This is a genomic window from Petrocella atlantisensis (genome assembly GCF_900538275.1).
In the GTDB taxonomy this organism is placed as follows: domain Bacteria; phylum Bacillota; class Clostridia; order Lachnospirales; family Vallitaleaceae; genus Petrocella; species Petrocella atlantisensis.
The window spans coordinates 1264414-1282796 of the sequence record NZ_LR130778.1 but is presented as its reverse complement, the minus strand read 5'-3'; the positions used below and the strand labels follow the sequence as shown (position 1 = coordinate 1282796).

Genomic DNA, 18383 nt, shown 5'->3' with positions numbered 1-18383 from the left:
AAAATAGTATCAAAATCAAAATTGCAATATGACCTGGTACGTGGGAACACATCTACTAGCAGTAGATTTTGAGAGTAAAAAATAGAAATTTAGATAGTAAAAAGCCCTAGATTCAGTTAGTAGAATCTAGAGCTTTTTAGTGCGTGAATGAATATTAATAGTCATTTTTAATATTCTTCTAGTCACTATGAAATAATGAAGATAATTTTAGAAATTCAGTGTCAGTTTTTGAATTAAGCTGAATTTGAAGTTTGCGACCCTTTAATTGCGATAACTTGACAATAAAACTCTTATGCGGTATATTTCTAACAATAAGATAAAAATATACCACATAGGAGAATTAGTATGAAAAAGAAAAATAAATTTGGATATCTTAGTTTATTGGGGTTATTAGGTTTTTTAGGATTTGTTACAGATCATCATTTATTGTTTTTGTTCTTTGGATACTTTGGATATGCATTTTATTTTAATGTGATTGCAGATGAAATGTTCAAAGAGCATTTATTAAAAGCTTCAGCCATATCTTTCTTTATATTATTATTTGTCATGATGATTACAATCATATTAGTCACAATAACAAGAAATCTGGAGTTTGCCCACTGGGGTCTATTTTTAGGTTTTATTATAGGAAATCTGACCTTTGCAGTTTTTCATGCTATTTATGAAATCAAGGAAAGCAATGGTGCCAAAGATGAGAATATTTAAAACGAACATTAAGGCATATAGGGCGCAATTTGATATGACACAGGATGATCTAGCAAAGACTGTTGGTGTAAGGAGAGAGACTATAGGTAATTTGGAGAACGGAAGATATAATCCATCTTTGAAACTTGCCATGGATATTGCTAAGGTATTTGGCTGCACCGTAGAAGACATATTTGAATTTGTAAGCAATGGTTAAGGCGTTACTGGAAAGGAAGTTAGTGTTCTATGAAAAATAAATCTCTTATATTAAAAATTATAATCCCTGTAGTCATAGGTCTTTTGGTTGGAAGGTTCGTCACACCTTTGTTTGGTGTGGCGTCACCATGGGCCAGTATTGCTCTAAGTACGGGCATAACAATTACTTTATTTATAATCATTGAAAGCATAATGAGTAAGCCTACAACTGGTAGAACAAGCACTGTTCCCATGGGTGAAATTAAAAATCTTCATAAAGTTAATAAGAGTGAAATTCGGCAAGCGACCGGAGTTTTAGCAGATGCCTTTAAAGAAGATCCGCTGTTTAAAATATTATTTGGGGATGCTGTGAAAAATTCACATAAATATACCTTGGTTGCTAAGTTTATGATTAGATATTGTTATAAATACGGTGATGTCTATGCTTCCTCAGAAAAATTTGAAGGCATTATGGCAATCACTCAAGACGAGTATTCCTATATGAGTTTATGGCGGATGATTAGAAGTGGTAGTGTTTTTCCATTTCTTTCAATTGGATTTATAACTTTTATGAAGGTAGCCAGTGCACTCAGTCCTATGGATGAGGCTAGAAAAAAACACATGAAAAACAAGTCTTTTGCCTATTTGCAAATTATAGGTGTGGCTTCAGAAAACCAAGGAAAAGGACATGGGGGAAATTACTTAATGAACTCCTAGCCATGACAGATGAAGCCAAACTTCCAATTTATTTGGAAACAGAAACAGAAAGTAATGTTCGTTTATACGAGCGGTTTGGTTTTAAGACACTTGAAGAAATGAACTTACCAGTTATTCATCAACCCATGTGGACCATGCTAAGGGAGGTTAAAATTGATGAATAAATGTTCGCTTCTTAAATCTTTGTATAACAAGGCGAAAGCTGAACCCAAACAAATCATTCCTGTCAAGATAATAAAATTGAGTCTTTGGTTTGTACTTATATTTTGCTTAGTATTTTCTTTATCTGTTCATTACGTTAGACCCTCTTGTCATATTTTAGCCATAAGATCCTATCTATCTCATAGATTCTTAAACCCTATACCTTCCATTGTGAGACTGTCTATCTGTTGACAAGAAAATAGATATAGTTGCCCTTGAGAATAGCGTATTTATGGTGTTTTCAGGGGGGGGACCCCCTTGACGATACAACTATTGCCATTTCAATAAATTATTAAGAAGGGAGAGGTGATTATGAAATATTTAGGATCATGCCTCTGTGGTGAAGTTACTTTCGAAATCGAAGGAGATTTTGATAATTTTTATCTTTGTCATTGTGGGCGATGTCGCAAAGATACAGGTTCAGCTCATGCAGCCAATCTATTTTCTTCTACAGCCAAGTTAAGATGGTTATCTGGTCAAGAAAAAGCCAAAAACTTTAATTTTCATGGAGAAGGGCACATAAAAGGTTTTTGTACTATTTGTGGATCAGCTTTGCCAAATATACAAATGGATGGAAACTTGCTGGTTGTTCCTGCAGGAAGTATTGACAGTAATATAAACGTTAAGCCGCAAGGGCATATCTATTATGCAAACAAAGCAAATTGGGATACTGAGCTTGAGAATGTGCCAAAATTTGAATTACTCCCAAATGGATGAAATAAGAATCCTCATTCTTTATAATCGTGTTTGTATTTTGACAACGATTAACAAGAGATTATCAATGAAAACTGACACTTTGGTTTAACAATGTAACTTTCTTATCATATTTCAAGGGAAAAGTTATAAAAAGGATGGCATTAATTGTATGAAGGTTGGCGCTGAATGTATTTGTGAATAATATTCTGAACTTGAGCCAGGGGTACGCACTAAATGAGCCACAGTGACGCAAGCAGAGCCATTAGGATAGAATGAGTATATGCACGTTATTCGTGTAAATAACTCGAGGAGGTCAACTATATGACCAACCACAAAGAAATCCTAAGGCTTCATAGTCTTGGCATCAGCGGACGCGGAATTGCTGCCAGTCTTGAATGCTCAAGGAACACTGTATCTAACTCACTTCACAAGGCGCAGGAACATGATTTATCATGGCCCTTGCAAAAGGACTTATCCAATGCCGAGCTCGAAAAGCTCTACTTCCCTGAAAGGATTGCCACTTCTGATCGTAAAGCACCAGACTATGAATACATTCATAAAGAACTGGCAAAATCAGGTGTAACGCTTAGTCTTCTGTGGCATGAATACAATGAGGAATGTCGAATTAATCGAGAAATTCCTTTCATGTACACTCAGTTTTGTAAAATGTATCGTAGCTATGCCAGTAAGACAAAAGCAACGATGAGGATACACAACAAACCCGGCGAGAAGTTGGAAGTCGATTGGGCTGGCAAAACAGCCTCTATCATCGATAATACAACTGGTGAAATCATTAAAGCGTATGTGTTTGTAGCATCATTACCATATAGCTCATATGCCTATGTAGAGGCGTTTCTATCTATGGAAATGGAAAGCTGGATTACAGCACATGTCAATGCATTTAAGTATTTTGGTGGTGTCACTAAAATACTAGTTCCTGACAACCTTAAGACAGGTGTTGATAGCATTTCGTGGTATACACCAATTATTAATAAGACCTACCACGAGATGGCTGAACATTATGAAACAGTTGTCATTCCCGCCAGAGTCAGAAAACCAAAAGATAAGCCTACTGCTGAAGGTACTGTTGGCGTTATTTCTACCTGGATTATTGCTGCTATTAGAAAACAACAGTTCTTTACATTGTATGAACTTAACACAGTCATCAAAGATAAACTTGAAGAGTTCAATCAAAAGCCTTTTCAAAAGAAAGAGGGCTGCAGAAGAAGTGTCTTTGACTCTGAAGAGAAACATACACTTATACCTTTACCTGCAACCCAGTACGAGCTGTCTACCTGGAAAATAGCAACTGTACAGTTTAATTATCACATAAGTGTAGATAAAATGCATTACTCTGTTCCTTATGAATATATCAAAAATAAAGTAGATGTTCGAGTTACAAAAAACATTATTGAAGTCTTTTACAAAACCCATCGCATCGCTTCACATATAAGGTTACATGGTCGTCCGGGACAGTATCATACCCTGCCAGAACATATGCCCGAAAATCATAAGCAATACAATGAATGGAATGCTGATCGGTTTATTTCTTGGGCTAAAGACATTGGACCAAATACTGAAGTTGTGATTAAAGCGATATTATCATCAAGGCGTCTTGAGCAGCAAACCTATAGAGCGTGCATGGCGCTACTAAAATCAGCTGACAAATACTCGGTGATACGGTTAGAAGCTGCCTGTGCAAAAGCATTAACCTATACACCCAAGCCTAATTACAAAAGTGTTCAGACAATCCTTACAACAGGTGCTGACAAAATCGTCGAAGAACCATTTATCCCTTCCAGCGACGAATCCTCTGATTATGGATTCACTAGAGGTGCTGGCTACTATGGGAGGGATAACTAATGCTTAATAATTCAACCATCAATAAGTTAAATGAAATGCGTCTTAATGCTATGGCGGACAACTATACAAATCAACTTCATGATACATCTTATGATCATCTCTCCTTCGAAGAAAGATTTGGTATGATTGTTGATTTAGAGTGGTCGAGAAGAAAGAACAATAAACTAGCAAGACTTATGAAAAAGGCTGGATTTAGATTCTACAATGCCTGTATTGAGGACGTCCAGTACCATGAAGATAGAAAACTTGACCGTGGACAGATTATAAGATTAGGGTCGTGCAATTACATAGCAGATCACCACAACATTATTATCATGGGTGCTTCTGGAAACGGTAAATCTTATTTGAGCTGTGCCTTTGGTATAGCCGCCTGTCGAAACTACTATACCGTAAGATATGTAAGGTTACCTGAACTTCTTGACGAACTCACTGTTGCTCGTGGAGAAGGTATCTTTCAGAAGGTGCTTAATCAATACAAAAAAGTTAATCTTCTAATTCTAGACGAATGGTTACTTGTACCTCTTAGAGGTAATGAGGCAAGAGATTTGCTAGAACTAATTGAATCACGTCACCAAATAAATTCGACAATCTTTTGTTCACAATTCTCACCTGGTGGATGGCACGAGAAGATTGGTGAAGGCACCCTAGCAGACGCAATACTTGATCGTATCGTACATGACTCCTATAAAATATTCATTGATGGTAAAACTTCAATGAGGGAACGATATGGAATAAAAGAATAAATACATGAGCTGCCGCTCAAAAGAGCGGTGGCTCTGCCACTAACAGACTGGCTCATTCTGAGCGTGAGGCTGGCTCAGTCAACTGCGTACACTATGCTCTCTCAGAGCGAAATATTCAATTTGTAATAAAGTCATTTTAGCGTATAATTTAGATACAAGGATGAAATGACTATTAGACTTTATAAAACAAAATACTTGAAAAGGGATTACCATATATAATGGAGGTCATAGGATGAGTAAAAAAGTAGTGTTAGTAACAGGTGCAAGTAGTGGGATTGGATTTGAGACAGCATTAGAACTAAAAGATAATGGATTTATTGTATATGGTGCAGCAAGAAGAACAGAAAAGTTGAAAGAACTTGAAAATAAGGGTATTAAAACACTAGAACTTGATGTTACAAATGATGAATCGATGGTTACGTGTGTGGACCAAATAATAAAAAATGAAGGAAGAATTGATATATTGGTTAATAGCGCAGGATATGGTTCATATGGGGCAATAGAAGATGTTCCGATGGAAGAGGCAAGAAGACAAGTAGAAGTAAATGTGTTTGGTTTGGCGAGAATGACACAATTAGTATTACCATATATGAGAAAGCAGCATTTCGGAAGAATTATCAATATATCTTCAGTGGGTGGTAAAGTTCATACCGCATTTGGTGGATGGTATCATGCGACAAAATTTGCTGTTGAAGGTTTTAGTGATTGTTTAAGAATAGAGGTTGAAGAGTTTGGGATTGATGTTGTATTAGTTGAGCCAGGCGGAATTAAAACTGACTGGGGAATTATTGCTGCTGAGAATCTTAAAAAATCATCTTCAAAAGGTGCATATGCGAAAAATGCATTAAAGGTAGCTGAATCACAAAAACAAATATACAGTGGGAATAGACTTACAGATCCAAAAGTTATTGCTCATACAATTACAAAAGCAGCAACAGTTAAAAAACCTAAAACAAGATATTTAATTGGATTTGCTGCAAAACCAATTGTCATTTTAAAAAGAGTATTATCGGATAGAATGTTTGATAAAATAATAAAAAGTGTGTAAGGGTGATTTGAGTGAGCAAACATTTTGTTCTAGAAAATTCATATAAACTATTGTTAGAATCTATTGGAATTAATGCAGAATGGGTATTTAAGAAATCAGAAATACCCTATAAAACTGCAAAAAAAGATGGGATTTCTATTTCGTTGGAACAATTTATTAAGTTTATGAATACATTAGATGAAGTTATAGATGACAAAATCATTATTGAGTATACCGATATAGATAGAGTGATGATGTTTGTTCCACCTTTATTTGCAGCTATGTGTGCAAAAGATGGCATTAATTGTTTCAAAACAATTTCAAAGTATAAGAAATTAATTGGACCATTTGTACTTAATGTAAATACGAATAATGAGAAAATTAGCATGGAATTCATGTTTGATAATAATAATTTGGAGATTCCTAGATTCTCAATCATTAGTGAACAGGTACTCATTACTAATATTATAAGAAAAGCTACAGGATTAAGTATTGTACCCACAAAAGTGGCGTCAAAATATGAATATGGACATGAGCTAGAAAAATTTTTTGGTATTAAACCAGAGAAATGTGATAGTAATCTAATAGAGTTTAGTTTGAAAGATGCTAAAGAGCCATTTTTAACAAGTAATAATATTATGTGGGGATATTTAGAACCTGAACTAACCAAAAGAATAAAAGAATTAGAATTAGATGAATCTTTTTCTGCTAAAGTAAGAAGTTTATTAATTGAATTAATACCTGCTGGGGAAGATGGTATTAATTCTGTAGCAAAAGAAATGGCACTAAGTGTAAGAAGTCTTCAGCGTAAATTGGCTAATGAAAATACTACGTTCATAAAGCAGCTTAATCATACAAAGAAATTATTAGCTAGAAACTATTTGAAAGACAAAAATATTTCTAATGAAGAGATTGCTTTTTTAATTGGTTATTCAGATGAAAATGCTTTTAGAAGAGCATTTAGAAATTGGACGGGTACGACACCTAGAGAATATAGGGATAAATATAGTGATATATATAGGGCTTAATATAAACTTATTTAATTTTAGTGATTGAGCCCAGTGTCCTCACAGGGAATTTTGCACGTAGAAATTCCATGAAGAGTCTTTAAAAAATGATGGTTTTAAGAATCAAAAGTACTATAGTGTTGCTAGTAATACGTGATAGATACTATAAGTATATGAGGATATGGTCTGTAAGTATAATCTGCACCAGAAGAGAAAATTGTTAAAACTAATGTTGCGATTACAAAAAAATATTTGAACGACAAGGAATTATCCTTTTTGTTCTATTTCAACAACACATTTAGTTTTTATGGTTTCAACTAAAAATTGTAGCGCATCAATAACATGAGGTCTAATATCTCCACCAATTAAGATATACATAATATCGTCGCCCACCTCAAGATATCCTTCATTTAGCCATATTTTTACATGGAAAACGCCATCCATTTCATAGGTTTTAGCGATCGCCGTATCTACTTTATCTTTATCAAAGAAAAAATCCATCCCAAGAACAATCGAACCATCATCCAGACCATTTCGAACCTTCATTTTGGGTGTTTGTCGCACAACACCATTATGAACCAAATACATTCCTTCTTGTAAAGCTAAACGATCTGATTTTACTTCTTTTAGCCACTCATCCATGGATGGTGATTTATTTTTATTGGTACGTGACATATTGGTTCCTCCTTCATGTTCTTGAGGGACTTATCTTAAAGCAATGAGATTCTATCAACTGAGTCAAAAGTCTGAATCAATTCATCCATTCTAACTTTATCTTTATTTATCGTAAGTTTAATAATCGCTCCAGGTTTTATAGCAAATTGCCGAAGTGCTTTTTTATCATAACCCATGAGATGATTAAGTATAGCTTTAATCACTCCGAAATGGCCTGCCAATACATAGGTTCCATCATCTCCAGCTAATAATTCATCAATAAAATCATTAACTCGAGTTAAAAAATCATCTTGATGTTCTCCACCAGGGAGTGCAACGTGATCAAAAAACCCAATGATCTCATTGTATTTGTCTCCTACCAATTCAACAACTTTTTCTCGTGGCATATCCTCATACTTCCCAAAATTAATTTCTTTCAATCGATCGTCTAAAATAATAGAAATATTGCGGTCAAGACCGATTGCTTCTGCCACTACTTTTGCTCTTATTAAAGGGCTTGCGTATACTTTATTTATTCTATAGCGGTTTATCATGTTGACAATTATAGGAACTTGTTTCATGCCTTTCTTCGTCATAGGATAATCTGTATGCCCATATACATGTCCTTTTGCATTGCCTTCTGATTCACCATGTCTTATAAGGATTAACTCCATTTTTCTTCCTCCATTTAAGGTGTGTCAAGCTTGACACTCTTATAGACCAATGTATTAATAAACACTGTTTTTCTGCTATTTTTATGGTAACATTAAATCACTAACAGTGCTAGACTAAAGAGACAAAACTTTATAATGCTAGCTTTGTTTTGTCTTTTGTAATGTGCAAAATAGCAAAGTAATACTTTTGCCCCCCTTGTCATATTTTTTGCCATCAGACTCTATCTATCTCATATATTCTTATGCCTTATATCTTCCATTCTGAAACTGTCTGTCTGCTGACAAGAAAATAGATGTAGTTGCCCTTGAAAATAGTGTATTTAGGGTGTTTTCAGGGGTTTCTTTATTTTCTGATAGAGGGAAAAGTTACAGTTTTATTTGTCGATTGATGCGATGTATCTATGCAGTAGATTTATTAATTCTATAGTAGATTCTTCATCAAAACTTGAAGAACTAATTAATTGTCTTGGAACTATAGAAGTATCTTTTTTTAATTCATGACCCTGTTTGGTTAATGCAATGTATACATTTCTCTCATCTTCACTTCTACGCTCTCTGACGAGTAATCCTTTTGTTTCCAATTTCTTCAATAGAGGTGTTAGTGTTCCTGAATCAAGATATAATTTTTCTCCAAGTGATTTCATTGTGACATTATCTTTTTCCCATAAAGCCAACATTGTAATATAACCTGTATATGTTAACCCCAATGGATCGAGTAATGGTTTATACTTCTTTATTATTTCTCTTGATGATACATAAAGTGCAAAGCACAATTGGTTATCTAATTTTAAGATATCGTTATCAGATATATGATCCATTATACTATCTTTATTTTTCATAAACAGCTCCTTACGAATCAGATTAGTTGAATACAATTTAATTGTAATAAATATAAAGTGACTTGTCAACTTAATGGTTATTTTAGTTAGCCTACAATTAAAGTGATCGATCGTTTGACTGCTTGCAGAATGTGTGATAAGATTGAACCAATCAATTGAATAAAATATAATTGAGCGCAATTGAAAAGTCGTAGTCCTAATAAATTATTAAGGATTTGTGATTTATAAATAAGTAAATTGTAGTTAGTTAAACAGATGTATACCCAATATGAAGCTATGAAAGGATGTAATAATATGAAAGCAGTAAGTATTAAAGATTATGGAAAACAAGTTGAAGTCTTAGAGGTGGAAGTACCGAAGATTTCAGATGATAGCGTTATGATAGAAGTTCATGCAGCGAGTATAAATCCAATTGACAATATTGTGAAAGCTGGATATATGAAAGATATGATGCCGATTTCATTTCCATACATTATGGGATATGATGTCTCTGGTGTTGTAACAGAAGTAGGATCAAAAGTTAGCAAATTTAAAATAGGTGATGAAGTTTATTCTAGACCGAATCAAACGGATGCAGGGAGCATTGCTGAATATAATGTTGTTAAGGAAGATGAATTGGCACTTAAACCTTCAAATATTACCCATGAAGAAGCGGCTTCGATTCCATTGGCTGGGTTAACAGCTTTACAAGCCCTTACAACAAAAGGGAACCTTCAAAAAGGTCAGAAAGTGCTTATTCATGCAGGCTCTGGTGGTGTTGGAACACTTGCAATTCAATTAGCAAAGCACTTAGGTGCTGAAGTGGCGGTTACGACGAGTCGTTCTAATTTTGAATTGGTAAAAAATCTTGGTGCAGATGTAATCATCGACTATAAAACTCAAAAGTTTGAAGAGGAACTTAGTGATTATGATTTAGTCCTAGACTCTATGGGTGGAGAAGTTATGAATAATTCTTTCAAAATCTTGAAAAAAGGTGGTACAATGGTATCTATTAAAGCACAAAATACTGAAGAACTAGCTAAGAAGTTCGATGTTCAATTCGAAGTATTCTTTATGTGGCCTAGTGGAGAAATGCTTTCAGATCTTACACAACTACTTAAAGACGAGGTAGTTAAGCCAGTGATTGATCGCAGTTTCTCATTTGAAGAAGTTCAGGAAGCTTATGATTATCTACAAATGGGACATGCAAAAGGTAAAGTGGTCATTAAAGTTAAGTGAATTATCTTGTAAAAGGTAATATATAGTAAGTTTAGAAGATATGTAGACACCTCATTTTGAGGTGTCTCTTTCTTTATTTGACATACAGCTGACTGTAAAATACATTTAGCATAATGACAAAAATATAAGACTAATTGTAAAAAATACTTGACACTATATCGCAATGGGTTTACACTAAAGTTACTACAAAAATAATTTGGGGTAATAATTAAGTTAAAGGAGATTATGATGACTTATAAAGAGAAACAAACATGGGCATTACTATTATCAGGTTTATTTGTTTTATTTCTGTATCTAAAGCGTGTTTTTGATATCTATGCTATTGATGGTATCTCAACCTTTAACGATACTAACTTTTGGGCTAAGACTATGCTGGTTTACATTGGTATAGGAATTGGTTTGACGATTCTTGTGATGATACTATTTAATGTATTTTTTGCAATTGGAGCAAAGGTAAAGAATAAAATTGATGCTGATATAAGTGGTTTAGAAGAAGAAGATATTGATGATGTTTTTGATAATGTAGAAGATGAGATGGACAGACTAATCAATCTAAAAGCAGGTCAGATTAGTTACGTTGTTGTAAGTATTGGCTTTGTAGCAGGACTTATTACTTTAACCTTTGACTTGCCTTTTGTCATTATGCTAAATATTGTTTACTTAAGTTTTATGTTAGGAGCTAGTATTGAAGGTATTATTAAGCTCAACTACTATAAGAAGGGTGTGTCTCATGGCTAAGATGAAAATTAAGATTGATAATAATATTAGGCGACTACGTTTTGATCATAACGAGATGACTCAACAGGCATTGGCCAAAAAGGTAGGCGCTTCAAGACAGACAATTAACAATGTTGAAAGTGGTAAATATTATCCTTCATTGGAGTTAGCATTTTTGATTGCTGAGGCACTTGGCTCTAATATTGAAGAGGTTTTCACACATGAGAAAGATAAGGTAGAGCAATGAAAATATTAGTAACTGGTGGCACGAATGGCATGGGAAAAGGCGTCGCTAAAGTACTGGCGTCACTTGATAATCAAGAACATGAGGTGATTATACTATGTAGATCTCATGAACTTGGTGAAGCAACAATAAGAGAATTTGAAGCTGACACTAAGAATATGAAGACTTCCTTTTTAATATGTGACTTAACAAAATTTAGGGATGTTAAAAAAGTAATTACTGAGATTCAAAGTAAACATCATTATCTGGACGGGATTTTTATAAATGCAGGCATAGGTTATGCAGCAAAAAGGATAGAAACAGAGGATGGAATGGATGCACATTTCCAGGTCAATTATTTATCACAATTTATGTTAACTCTAAACCTCTTAAACTTATTAGAGAAATCAGAAATGGGTGGTAGAATTGTCTTTAATGTTACAGAAAGAGGGGAAATATTCTGGGACGACATGCAGATGAAAAATAAGTGGGGCTTTGAAGATGGCATACATCAAGCAATGGTAGCAAAACGTATGTTTTTGCAAAAACTCCATAGGTTGTATCAGAACAATCATAAAGTCAAGGTCTCCTTCGTTGGCTTTCAAATTCATGAAGTTGTGTGGACAAACCAAATCAACCTGGTTCCTAAATATATGAAAATAATGGCAACACTGATGAAATTCTTAGGAAAATTTATTACAACAGAAAAATGTGGTGAAATAATGGCACCACTATTCTGTGAGAACCAAGAAAAAAGTATGGAAAGATCAGGGAAATTCATATCATGGAGAAAAAACAGCTTTATTACGTTAAAAGAAGATGAAAAGGTGGTAGATAGGGAACTACAAGACAGGTTATGGGATATGAGTTTAGAATTGTGTGGTGACCACAAAACCAGTCAAATAGCTCAGTCACTTTCTGCCTAGATGATGAATACAATTATATCCAATCTTCGATGTGATAAGCATCTGCGCACCAAGGACGTCCCTTCAAAAGCTCATCGGTAGTCTAAAGCGAGAATCTATCAAGAAAGATTGAAAGCTGGCGGTATAAACCTGTCTTTGACAGTTGTGAAACAGAAAAAGCTTGAAATCCCTTATAAATAGGGGCTTCAAGCTTTTTATATGTCATTAATTTTGCGTACTTTTTTTACTTTTTAGTCTTTTTGTATATATTTTTCATTTCTTTGTCGCTGACAATCTGATAGTCTGTTCTAAATCCATAGGTATCATGTAGTGCATCTGTAAAATCAGTACGTGTATAGGTCGGAATAAAACCCTGTCCAGGAACGCAATAGAAGTTCATATCCTTTAACTGGCCGACGATTTCGTTCGTTGTAAACTGGTTGTCTAGGTCTTTCTCCAGATATCTATATAAAACAAGTGCTAGAAAACAGGTTGTAAAATGCGCTTTTATACGGTCGTCTCTTTGAAGATAAACAGGCCTTGCTTTAAACTCGCTCTTCATAATTCTAAAACATTCTTCAACTTCCCAACGTCGGTGGTTAATTCTAGCTATTTCAGAAGCATCTTCGTCAAGGTTAGTACATACTGCATAGAAGCCGTCATAGATACTTTCCTCAGCAACAGTATTTGAATTAAGATGGTAAAGTGTCTCTTCTGCAACTTCACCATCACTTGTAACATTGGTGGAAGCGATAAATCGTTTATAATCATTTTGTCTTTTCTTACCTATACTTTTTGGGTTAGTGCTAATGAGTTTTGTGGCACGTTCAAGTTGTTTGTTTCTGATCTGACGTTGATAATAACGGTATTTAAGAGAAAAGGTGACAATCAGTTTTGCTCAAGATCATTCTCTTTAATCCATCTCTCTTTATAAAAGGTCATATTCTTATATTGCTCACAAAGACTTTCATTTTCATCAAACAGGTTTAAATCAAAGGTTTCTTTGGAATCATTGTGCCTCCATCCAGTTGGTTCTAAAGCCCACTCTTTTAAAACTGCTTAAGTTTTTGATGGATTGAGTTGTAATAAAAGAACGTCCATTTATATTATTAAACTTCCTATTTGCATTTGAAGATAAGCCGGCATCAGTACATACAACAAACTTGGATAGTTTGAAGTCTTCGATAATTTGCTTTTCTAAAGGCTTTAGAGTCACCTGCTCATTGGTATTGCCACTGTGAATGTTAAAAGCGAGAGGAATACCATCTCCATCCATAAACAAGCCCATTTCTACAATAGGGTTAGGACGGTTTTCTTTGGAGGGTCCATATTGTTTAAGGCCATCTTCTTGTTCAATCTCAAAAAAGTAGTTGGTACAGTCATAATAAAGAATTCGATCATTACGTTTAGAAACTGCTAGACTGTTTTTGTAAAGCTGTGATTGTATGAAATCGGATTCCTTAGCGATAACTTCTAAAGACCTGTAAATGTTCTGTAATTCAAAGTTTGGCTGTTCGAGAAGACGTTTAGAAGATTCAAAGGTGCAAAGCTTGGAAGAAGGAAAAAGAATTCTTCCGTAAATCAAACGAGAGAGAATACCGTTAAGGTCATAGGTGAACTTGTGCCTTGAAGAAATATCGTTACAAATCTTATGAAGCCCTAACTGGTAATAAATCTGTTGAAGAAAAAGATAGCCACCGTTGTAGGAACGTTGAATCTCTTTATCAATAAGCGTGGATTGCCTAAGCTTGATAATAACCTCACGTTTTTGTTCTTTTTCTTGGCGATTAAGATCTTCGATATACTTTTGGCCCACTCTATGGGATTAGCACCATTTAGCTTTTTTCTAAATCAGAATATCTGCCAAGTTTTTCGACGGTTCTAGTTTTTGTTTTCCATCAACATAAATAGTTTCTATGACATATAATAATTGAACATTTTAGAATTTACAACTTTCAGCCTCATAACAACACCTCCTAATACCCTATATTATATCATAGAACGTAGTAGAACGTAAATGAAAAGAGTAGAATTTGACAAAAAAATAAGCCTAAATAGGCTTGTTATAAGGTTTTCGCTGTTTTAGTTACTTCGGCAAGTGTCAAAGACCCGAGCTCATCGGTAGTCTAAAGCGAGAATCTATCAAGAAAGATTGAAAGCTGGCGGTATAAATGCTAAAATAATCAAGTAACAACTTGAATTCTTCGTAAAATAGGATGGCGAAAAATATGGCGGTAAAAATTGTAACTGATAGTACTTCATATATACCTCAAAGCACCTTAGAGGCATTAAATATCACGGTGGTATCTTTAAGTGTCAGTTTTGAAGACACAAACCACCTAGAAACTGAAATGGACTTAGACTTATTTTATAGTAAGCTATCCTCATTGGACAAGCTTCCCACTTCTTCCCAGCCTTCGACAGATGATCTATATCAAGCATTTATGCAGCATATAGAAAAAGGCCATGAGGTCGTTGGTATATTTTTATCCTCAGAAATGAGTGGTACATACTCAACCGCATATCTTGTCAAAAATATGATTCTAGAAATCTACCCACAGGCTTCCATTGAGCTGATAGACGCCCGAACGAATTGCATGGAAATGGGCTTTGTTGCCATCGATGCCGCACAGGCCGCAAAAGAAGGGAAATCCAGTCAAGAAGTCGTTCGAATTGCGCATCATACGATGAAATGTACTCGATTCGTTTTTACCCCAAGTACTTTGGAATTCTTGAAAAAGGGTGGGCGAATCGGTAATGCCAGCTCTTTGCTGGCAGATATTTTGAAAATAAAGCCCGTATTGACTGTCGAAAATGGTTTGACAACCACCCTGGCAAAAATCAGAACACATAAGAAGGCATTAGAGTACATGCTCGACGTTTTTACCAATGAAATCAAACAATATGGCTATATGGACGCAATCGTTCATCATATCCATTCTCCAAATGAAGCGATGGCCTATGCGGCTACAATAGCCTCTATAGCTGGAAAAACACCTCAAGTGATTCCCATAGGCGCTGTCATTGGCACCCACGTTGGCCCTGGCACCATAGGTATAGCTTATCGTACTCAAAAGCCAATGCGCTAGCCCTTGTTGAAGCGCTACTGCAACCAACAATCAAAATAGGTACAATAAAGAGAATAAGAATTTTCATAAGATTGTATAAGTGTATTATGTACTGTTGGTAGAATAGACGGTGATTACGACACCTAAAACACATATTCTAGGATAGGTGTTTTTTTAATTCCCACGGATTCGGGGGAATTAGTATCAGAAGATACCCAAAAGTTAAGTTGTACTAGATTGGTGGTGGTGGGTGATTGACAGATAAAAAAATCGTTTTGTCATGAAATCAATAATTGAACCAACTGCTATAGACTTTAATAAAAACAATGAAGATTTCAAGATGTATATTGAGTCTAAGGAATCTGTAAAATAGAGGAGATAGATGATGAAAGAACTTTTTGAAATATCAGGGTTGAATATATACATGCAGATAGTGGTCACTATAATATCTATAACTGTTCACTTATAATCAACTAGAAATAAAAGGAGAATAGAGTCTACTACTGAAATCATTGCGATTTATACCATTGGTCTTTCGGGTGGTTTGGTATGATTAGTGGTATTATGGGTCATATCATCTATGCAGATCAAGTGGCACAATCCATCGGGTGGCCATTAAATAGTGGGTTTCAGATGGAACTAGCCTTTGCTACTTTTGGGATTGGGCTTATAGGGTTTATGGGGTTTTGGATACGCTCATTTTGGCTGCCTTATATTATAACAAGATCAACCTTTTTGTGGGGGGCAGGTATAACACATGTTTTGCACATGATTGAAAGTCAAAACTTCTCACCAAGTAATACAGGCATTGTTGTCTATTGGGACTTTATCTTGCCAATTGTATTAATTGTGCTCTACCTCAAAGTGGCAAAGGAAAGAAAGCAAGCCGACATTTAGGAGATATCCTTTTTTTAATTCTCCAGGAAAGTCTAAGCTATGTAAACGATCAAGGAAATCTTTCCTGCCGAAACAATTTGCTTTACAAAGCGAGACGTAGCCTCTTTGTTCTGTTAGCGTAAAGATAGTGTCGGATAAAGAAAGATAAAAGAAAAACACCAAGTTGTGATATTATAAGTTTTGTCTAGAAACCATAAATCATAACAGAGAGGTGTTTTTCTTATGCATATTAGTATACAACAATTTATGGAGATTGGTATCAAAAAGATTGAAAAAGTAGTAGAAAGTTTTATAAATGATGATCAAATGAATATTGGAGAGTTTGTTCTTGAGTTAGGAAAACCATTACAGGAGCTGCAACGAGAGATTATTGCAGAGACAATAGAAGGCATTGATGAGGTGTATAGAAAATCAGCATATCGAACCAGTCACTACGTGGTTGAACGTGCTAGGGTCCCTAATTCATTTACAAGCACATGCGGTGAGATCAAGTACAAAAGGACTTATTTTAAGTCGAAAGAAACAGGTGAATTCATATTTCTTGCAGATAAAGCATGTGGTATTACAAAAAACATGAGAAAAAGTGAAGATGTGGTTATAGAAGCCATAAAGCATGTTGTTGACACTAGCTATAGAATTAGTGGTGAACATGCAACGCATACAGAAGATATTATTAGTAAACAAGCGGTCATGAAAGAGGTTCATAGCTTAGAAATACCTGCATTAATACCCTTTGTAAAGAAAAAGAGACAGGTCAAAGTCCTATATATAAATGCTGATGAAGACCATGTATCCTTACAATTCAACAATAAAAAGGGAGATTTAAAAGTCGGAGAAAATGGCTATAAAAGCAACACAATAGAGCCACGTCTAGCATGTATTTTTGAGGATGTTGAGAAAGAAAGCCAAGGAAGTAAAAGAAATAGACTAATAGAAAAACACTACTTTGCAGGCGTTTACAAAAAGAGTGAAGACTTATGGGAAGAAGTGCTTGAATACATAGATGTGGTTTATGATGAAGACTATTTGGAACATATATACATCATGGGAGATGGCGCATCGTGGATAAAATCAGGAGTGGATGTGCTCGGGGCAAAGTGTCATTTTGTGCTTGATAAATTCCATTTAAACCAAGCAATTATGAGAGCCATAGGTCATCTTGGTGATTCAGTATCAGATGCAAGAAAGGCAATCTATGACGGCATAAGATCTGAGGATAAAAAAGCAGTCAATACAGTCTTTGACATAGCCCTTGAGTACTCAGATAGCGAGAATAGAAAAGAACAGATAAGAAGAACCAGGGTATACATAAGCAATCACTGGGAAGCCATAATAAGACCTAATCATGATGAATATGCAAGGATGGGTTGCAGTGCTGAAGGTCAAGTGAGCCACCTCCTCTCTTCAAGGTTAAGTAGCCGTCCGCTAGGATGGTCAAAGGAAGGTGTAACTAAGATGGCAAGACTTAGAGCTTATGTAGCCAATGATGGTAAAGTATGTGATTTGATTAAATACAAGCAAGAAAAACAGCACCGCATGATTCAAGATGAGATAAAAATAGAAGTAGATAAAGAGATCAAAAGGAAACAAAAGACCTATACAGATGTTTGGAACCATCAGACAGTCGCAGGTAGTACCCGGCTAGTAGATGGCATGTATTGTCTTACAAAGAAACTAAGGGGCATCATTTGATCTACGTTTAGTAAAAAGACATAAGAAAAAGTGAAATCAGATGTGTAGAGGATAAAGTTCCTGGAATGACTATGTTGCAAAACGCCAGAATACAAGGATGTATTCCACCTTCGTTTGATACATGGACGTATCAACGAAGGTCGTTTGCAATGTAGTCATGGAAGGGTTTTAGCCGACGAATTTAGATATACTAAAGTCTAGTAGCCACAATCCTAAATGGACTGGCTTTTAAGTATGCAAAATTAATGGAAAAGGTACAATGAATTATAAAACTATGATAAGATGGTTTTTACAGAACTCAAAATATCTCATCAGGATTTTTCTATCCTTACTTTTCCGACAGTAAATTAACGCGACCCTTTG

At 35.0% G+C, this 18383-nt stretch carries 19 protein-coding genes and 1 pseudogene; 16 read left to right on the top strand and 4 right to left on the bottom strand.

The window, feature by feature from the left end:
- The first annotated feature begins 345 nt into the window (after window positions 1-345).
- The 9 genes from PATL70BA_RS06025 (at window position 346) to PATL70BA_RS05990 (ending at window position 7154) form a co-directional block, all read left to right on the top strand.
- A complete protein-coding gene (locus PATL70BA_RS06025) occupies window positions 346-705 on the top strand; it encodes a DUF3796 domain-containing protein (RefSeq protein WP_125136533.1) in 360 nt (119 codons plus the stop codon).
- The gene (locus PATL70BA_RS06020; RefSeq protein ID WP_456299496.1) at window positions 698-901 is read left to right on the top strand and encodes a helix-turn-helix transcriptional regulator; all 204 of its coding nucleotides are present in this window, start codon (window positions 698-700) and stop codon (window positions 899-901) included. Before PATL70BA_RS06025 ends, PATL70BA_RS06020 begins: the two co-directional genes overlap by 8 nt.
- 230 nt (window positions 902-1131) lie before the next feature.
- Window positions 1132-1596: a hypothetical protein gene (locus PATL70BA_RS06015; RefSeq protein WP_172596125.1), complete on the top strand. Its 465-nt coding sequence runs from the start codon at window positions 1132-1134 to the stop codon at window positions 1594-1596.
- 2 nt (window positions 1597-1598) lie between these two features.
- Window positions 1599-1760, top strand: a complete 162-nt coding sequence (locus tag PATL70BA_RS16220) for a hypothetical protein (protein WP_172596124.1) — start codon at window positions 1599-1601, stop codon at window positions 1758-1760.
- Window positions 1761-2109: 349 nt separating this feature from the next.
- Window positions 2110-2514, top strand: a complete 405-nt coding sequence (locus PATL70BA_RS06010; RefSeq protein WP_125136530.1) for a GFA family protein — start codon at window positions 2110-2112, stop codon at window positions 2512-2514.
- A 300-nt stretch (window positions 2515-2814) separates the two neighbouring features.
- Complete coding sequence (istA, locus tag PATL70BA_RS06005) at window positions 2815-4356, top strand: IS21 family transposase (RefSeq protein WP_125136529.1); 1542 nt, start codon at window positions 2815-2817, stop codon at window positions 4354-4356.
- Complete coding sequence (gene istB / locus PATL70BA_RS06000) at window positions 4356-5099, top strand: IS21-like element helper ATPase IstB (RefSeq protein WP_125136528.1); 744 nt, start codon at window positions 4356-4358, stop codon at window positions 5097-5099. The genes istA and istB overlap by 1 nt, the downstream gene beginning before the upstream one ends.
- Window positions 5100-5331: 232 nt before the next feature.
- Complete coding sequence (locus PATL70BA_RS05995; protein ID WP_125136527.1) at window positions 5332-6147, top strand: oxidoreductase; 816 nt, start codon at window positions 5332-5334, stop codon at window positions 6145-6147.
- A gap of 11 nt (window positions 6148-6158) precedes the next feature.
- Window positions 6159-7154 (top strand): helix-turn-helix domain-containing protein, encoded by a 996-nt coding sequence (locus PATL70BA_RS05990; protein WP_125136526.1) that lies wholly within the window; start codon window positions 6159-6161, stop codon window positions 7152-7154.
- A 246-nt stretch (window positions 7155-7400) separates the two neighbouring features.
- Here the strand turns inward: PATL70BA_RS05990 and PATL70BA_RS05985 are convergent, their stop codons facing one another.
- The 3 genes from PATL70BA_RS05985 to PATL70BA_RS05975 all read right to left on the bottom strand — a co-directional run bounded on the left by PATL70BA_RS05985 (window position 7401) and on the right by PATL70BA_RS05975 (window position 9300).
- The gene (locus PATL70BA_RS05985) at window positions 7401-7808 is read right to left on the bottom strand and encodes a molybdenum cofactor biosynthesis protein MoaE (RefSeq protein ID WP_125136525.1); all 408 of its coding nucleotides are present in this window, start codon (window positions 7806-7808) and stop codon (window positions 7401-7403) included.
- A 35-nt stretch (window positions 7809-7843) separates the two neighbouring features.
- A complete protein-coding gene (locus PATL70BA_RS05980; protein ID WP_125136524.1) occupies window positions 7844-8461 on the bottom strand; it encodes a histidine phosphatase family protein in 618 nt (205 codons plus the stop codon).
- Window positions 8462-8835: 374 nt separating this feature from the next.
- Window positions 8836-9300, bottom strand: coding sequence for a MarR family winged helix-turn-helix transcriptional regulator (locus tag PATL70BA_RS05975; protein ID WP_243115976.1), 465 nt, complete (start codon window positions 9298-9300; stop codon window positions 8836-8838).
- Between the two features lie 294 nt (window positions 9301-9594).
- On the opposite strand from PATL70BA_RS05975, the gene PATL70BA_RS05970 reads away from it, so the two are divergent.
- The 4 genes from PATL70BA_RS05970 to PATL70BA_RS05955 all read left to right on the top strand — a co-directional run bounded on the left by PATL70BA_RS05970 (window position 9595) and on the right by PATL70BA_RS05955 (window position 12384).
- Complete coding sequence (locus PATL70BA_RS05970) at window positions 9595-10518, top strand: NADP-dependent oxidoreductase (RefSeq protein ID WP_125136523.1); 924 nt, start codon at window positions 9595-9597, stop codon at window positions 10516-10518.
- A 225-nt stretch (window positions 10519-10743) separates the two neighbouring features.
- Window positions 10744-11256: a hypothetical protein gene (locus tag PATL70BA_RS05965; RefSeq protein WP_125136522.1), complete on the top strand. Its 513-nt coding sequence runs from the start codon at window positions 10744-10746 to the stop codon at window positions 11254-11256.
- A complete protein-coding gene (locus tag PATL70BA_RS05960; protein ID WP_125136521.1) occupies window positions 11249-11482 on the top strand; it encodes a helix-turn-helix transcriptional regulator in 234 nt (77 codons plus the stop codon). The genes PATL70BA_RS05965 and PATL70BA_RS05960 overlap by 8 nt, the downstream gene beginning before the upstream one ends.
- On the top strand, window positions 11479-12384 hold the full coding sequence (locus PATL70BA_RS05955) for an SDR family NAD(P)-dependent oxidoreductase (RefSeq protein ID WP_125136520.1): 906 nt from the start codon (window positions 11479-11481) through the stop codon (window positions 12382-12384). The genes PATL70BA_RS05960 and PATL70BA_RS05955 overlap by 4 nt, the downstream gene beginning before the upstream one ends.
- 223 nt (window positions 12385-12607) lie before the next feature.
- Here PATL70BA_RS05955 and PATL70BA_RS17205 read toward each other — a convergent pair.
- Window positions 12608-14328, bottom strand: a pseudogene (locus PATL70BA_RS17205) (IS1634 family transposase).
- A gap of 263 nt (window positions 14329-14591) precedes the next feature.
- Between PATL70BA_RS17205 and PATL70BA_RS05945 the strand changes: the two are divergent.
- The 3 genes from PATL70BA_RS05945 to PATL70BA_RS05935 all read left to right on the top strand — a co-directional run bounded on the left by PATL70BA_RS05945 (window position 14592) and on the right by PATL70BA_RS05935 (window position 18020).
- Window positions 14592-15452, top strand: a complete 861-nt coding sequence (locus tag PATL70BA_RS05945) for a DegV family protein (RefSeq protein ID WP_172596123.1) — start codon at window positions 14592-14594, stop codon at window positions 15450-15452.
- A 528-nt stretch (window positions 15453-15980) separates the two neighbouring features.
- Window positions 15981-16328, top strand: coding sequence for a DUF6790 family protein (locus PATL70BA_RS05940; RefSeq protein ID WP_125136518.1), 348 nt, complete (start codon window positions 15981-15983; stop codon window positions 16326-16328).
- 222 nt (window positions 16329-16550) lie between these two features.
- Window positions 16551-18020: an ISLre2 family transposase gene (locus tag PATL70BA_RS05935; RefSeq protein ID WP_125136517.1), complete on the top strand. Its 1470-nt coding sequence runs from the start codon at window positions 16551-16553 to the stop codon at window positions 18018-18020.
- The last annotated feature ends 363 nt before the right edge of the window (window positions 18021-18383 follow it).

Bases quoted from the DNA above. Each gene is read 5' to 3' on its own strand.
- istB (WP_125136528.1), top strand. From the start codon at position 4,356: ATGCTTAATAATTCAACCATCAATAAGTTAAATGAAATGCGTCTTAAT.
- PATL70BA_RS05995 (WP_125136527.1), top strand. From the start codon at position 5,332: ATGAGTAAAAAAGTAGTGTTAGTAACAGGTGCAAGTAGTGGGATTGGA.
- PATL70BA_RS05935 (WP_125136517.1), top strand. From the start codon at position 16,551: ATGCATATTAGTATACAACAATTTATGGAGATTGGTATCAAAAAGATT.
- PATL70BA_RS05970 (WP_125136523.1), top strand. From the start codon at position 9,595: ATGAAAGCAGTAAGTATTAAAGATTATGGAAAACAAGTTGAAGTCTTA.
- PATL70BA_RS06010 (WP_125136530.1), top strand. From the start codon at position 2,110: ATGAAATATTTAGGATCATGCCTCTGTGGTGAAGTTACTTTCGAAATC.
- PATL70BA_RS05975 (WP_243115976.1), bottom strand. From the start codon at position 9,300: ATGAAAAATAAAGATAGTATAATGGATCATATATCTGATAACGATATC.
- PATL70BA_RS05955 (WP_125136520.1), top strand. From the start codon at position 11,479: ATGAAAATATTAGTAACTGGTGGCACGAATGGCATGGGAAAAGGCGTC.
- PATL70BA_RS05965 (WP_125136522.1), top strand. From the start codon at position 10,744: ATGATGACTTATAAAGAGAAACAAACATGGGCATTACTATTATCAGGT.
- PATL70BA_RS05945 (WP_172596123.1), top strand. From the start codon at position 14,592: ATGGCGGTAAAAATTGTAACTGATAGTACTTCATATATACCTCAAAGC.
- PATL70BA_RS05940 (WP_125136518.1), top strand. From the start codon at position 15,981: ATGATTAGTGGTATTATGGGTCATATCATCTATGCAGATCAAGTGGCA.
- PATL70BA_RS16220 (WP_172596124.1), top strand. From the start codon at position 1,599: ATGACAGATGAAGCCAAACTTCCAATTTATTTGGAAACAGAAACAGAA.
- istA (WP_125136529.1), top strand. From the start codon at position 2,815: ATGACCAACCACAAAGAAATCCTAAGGCTTCATAGTCTTGGCATCAGC.
- PATL70BA_RS05985 (WP_125136525.1), bottom strand. From the start codon at position 7,808: ATGTCACGTACCAATAAAAATAAATCACCATCCATGGATGAGTGGCTA.
- PATL70BA_RS05960 (WP_125136521.1), top strand. From the start codon at position 11,249: ATGGCTAAGATGAAAATTAAGATTGATAATAATATTAGGCGACTACGT.
- PATL70BA_RS06025 (WP_125136533.1), top strand. From the start codon at position 346: ATGAAAAAGAAAAATAAATTTGGATATCTTAGTTTATTGGGGTTATTA.
- PATL70BA_RS06015 (WP_172596125.1), top strand. From the start codon at position 1,132: ATGGGTGAAATTAAAAATCTTCATAAAGTTAATAAGAGTGAAATTCGG.
- PATL70BA_RS05980 (WP_125136524.1), bottom strand. From the start codon at position 8,461: ATGGAGTTAATCCTTATAAGACATGGTGAATCAGAAGGCAATGCAAAA.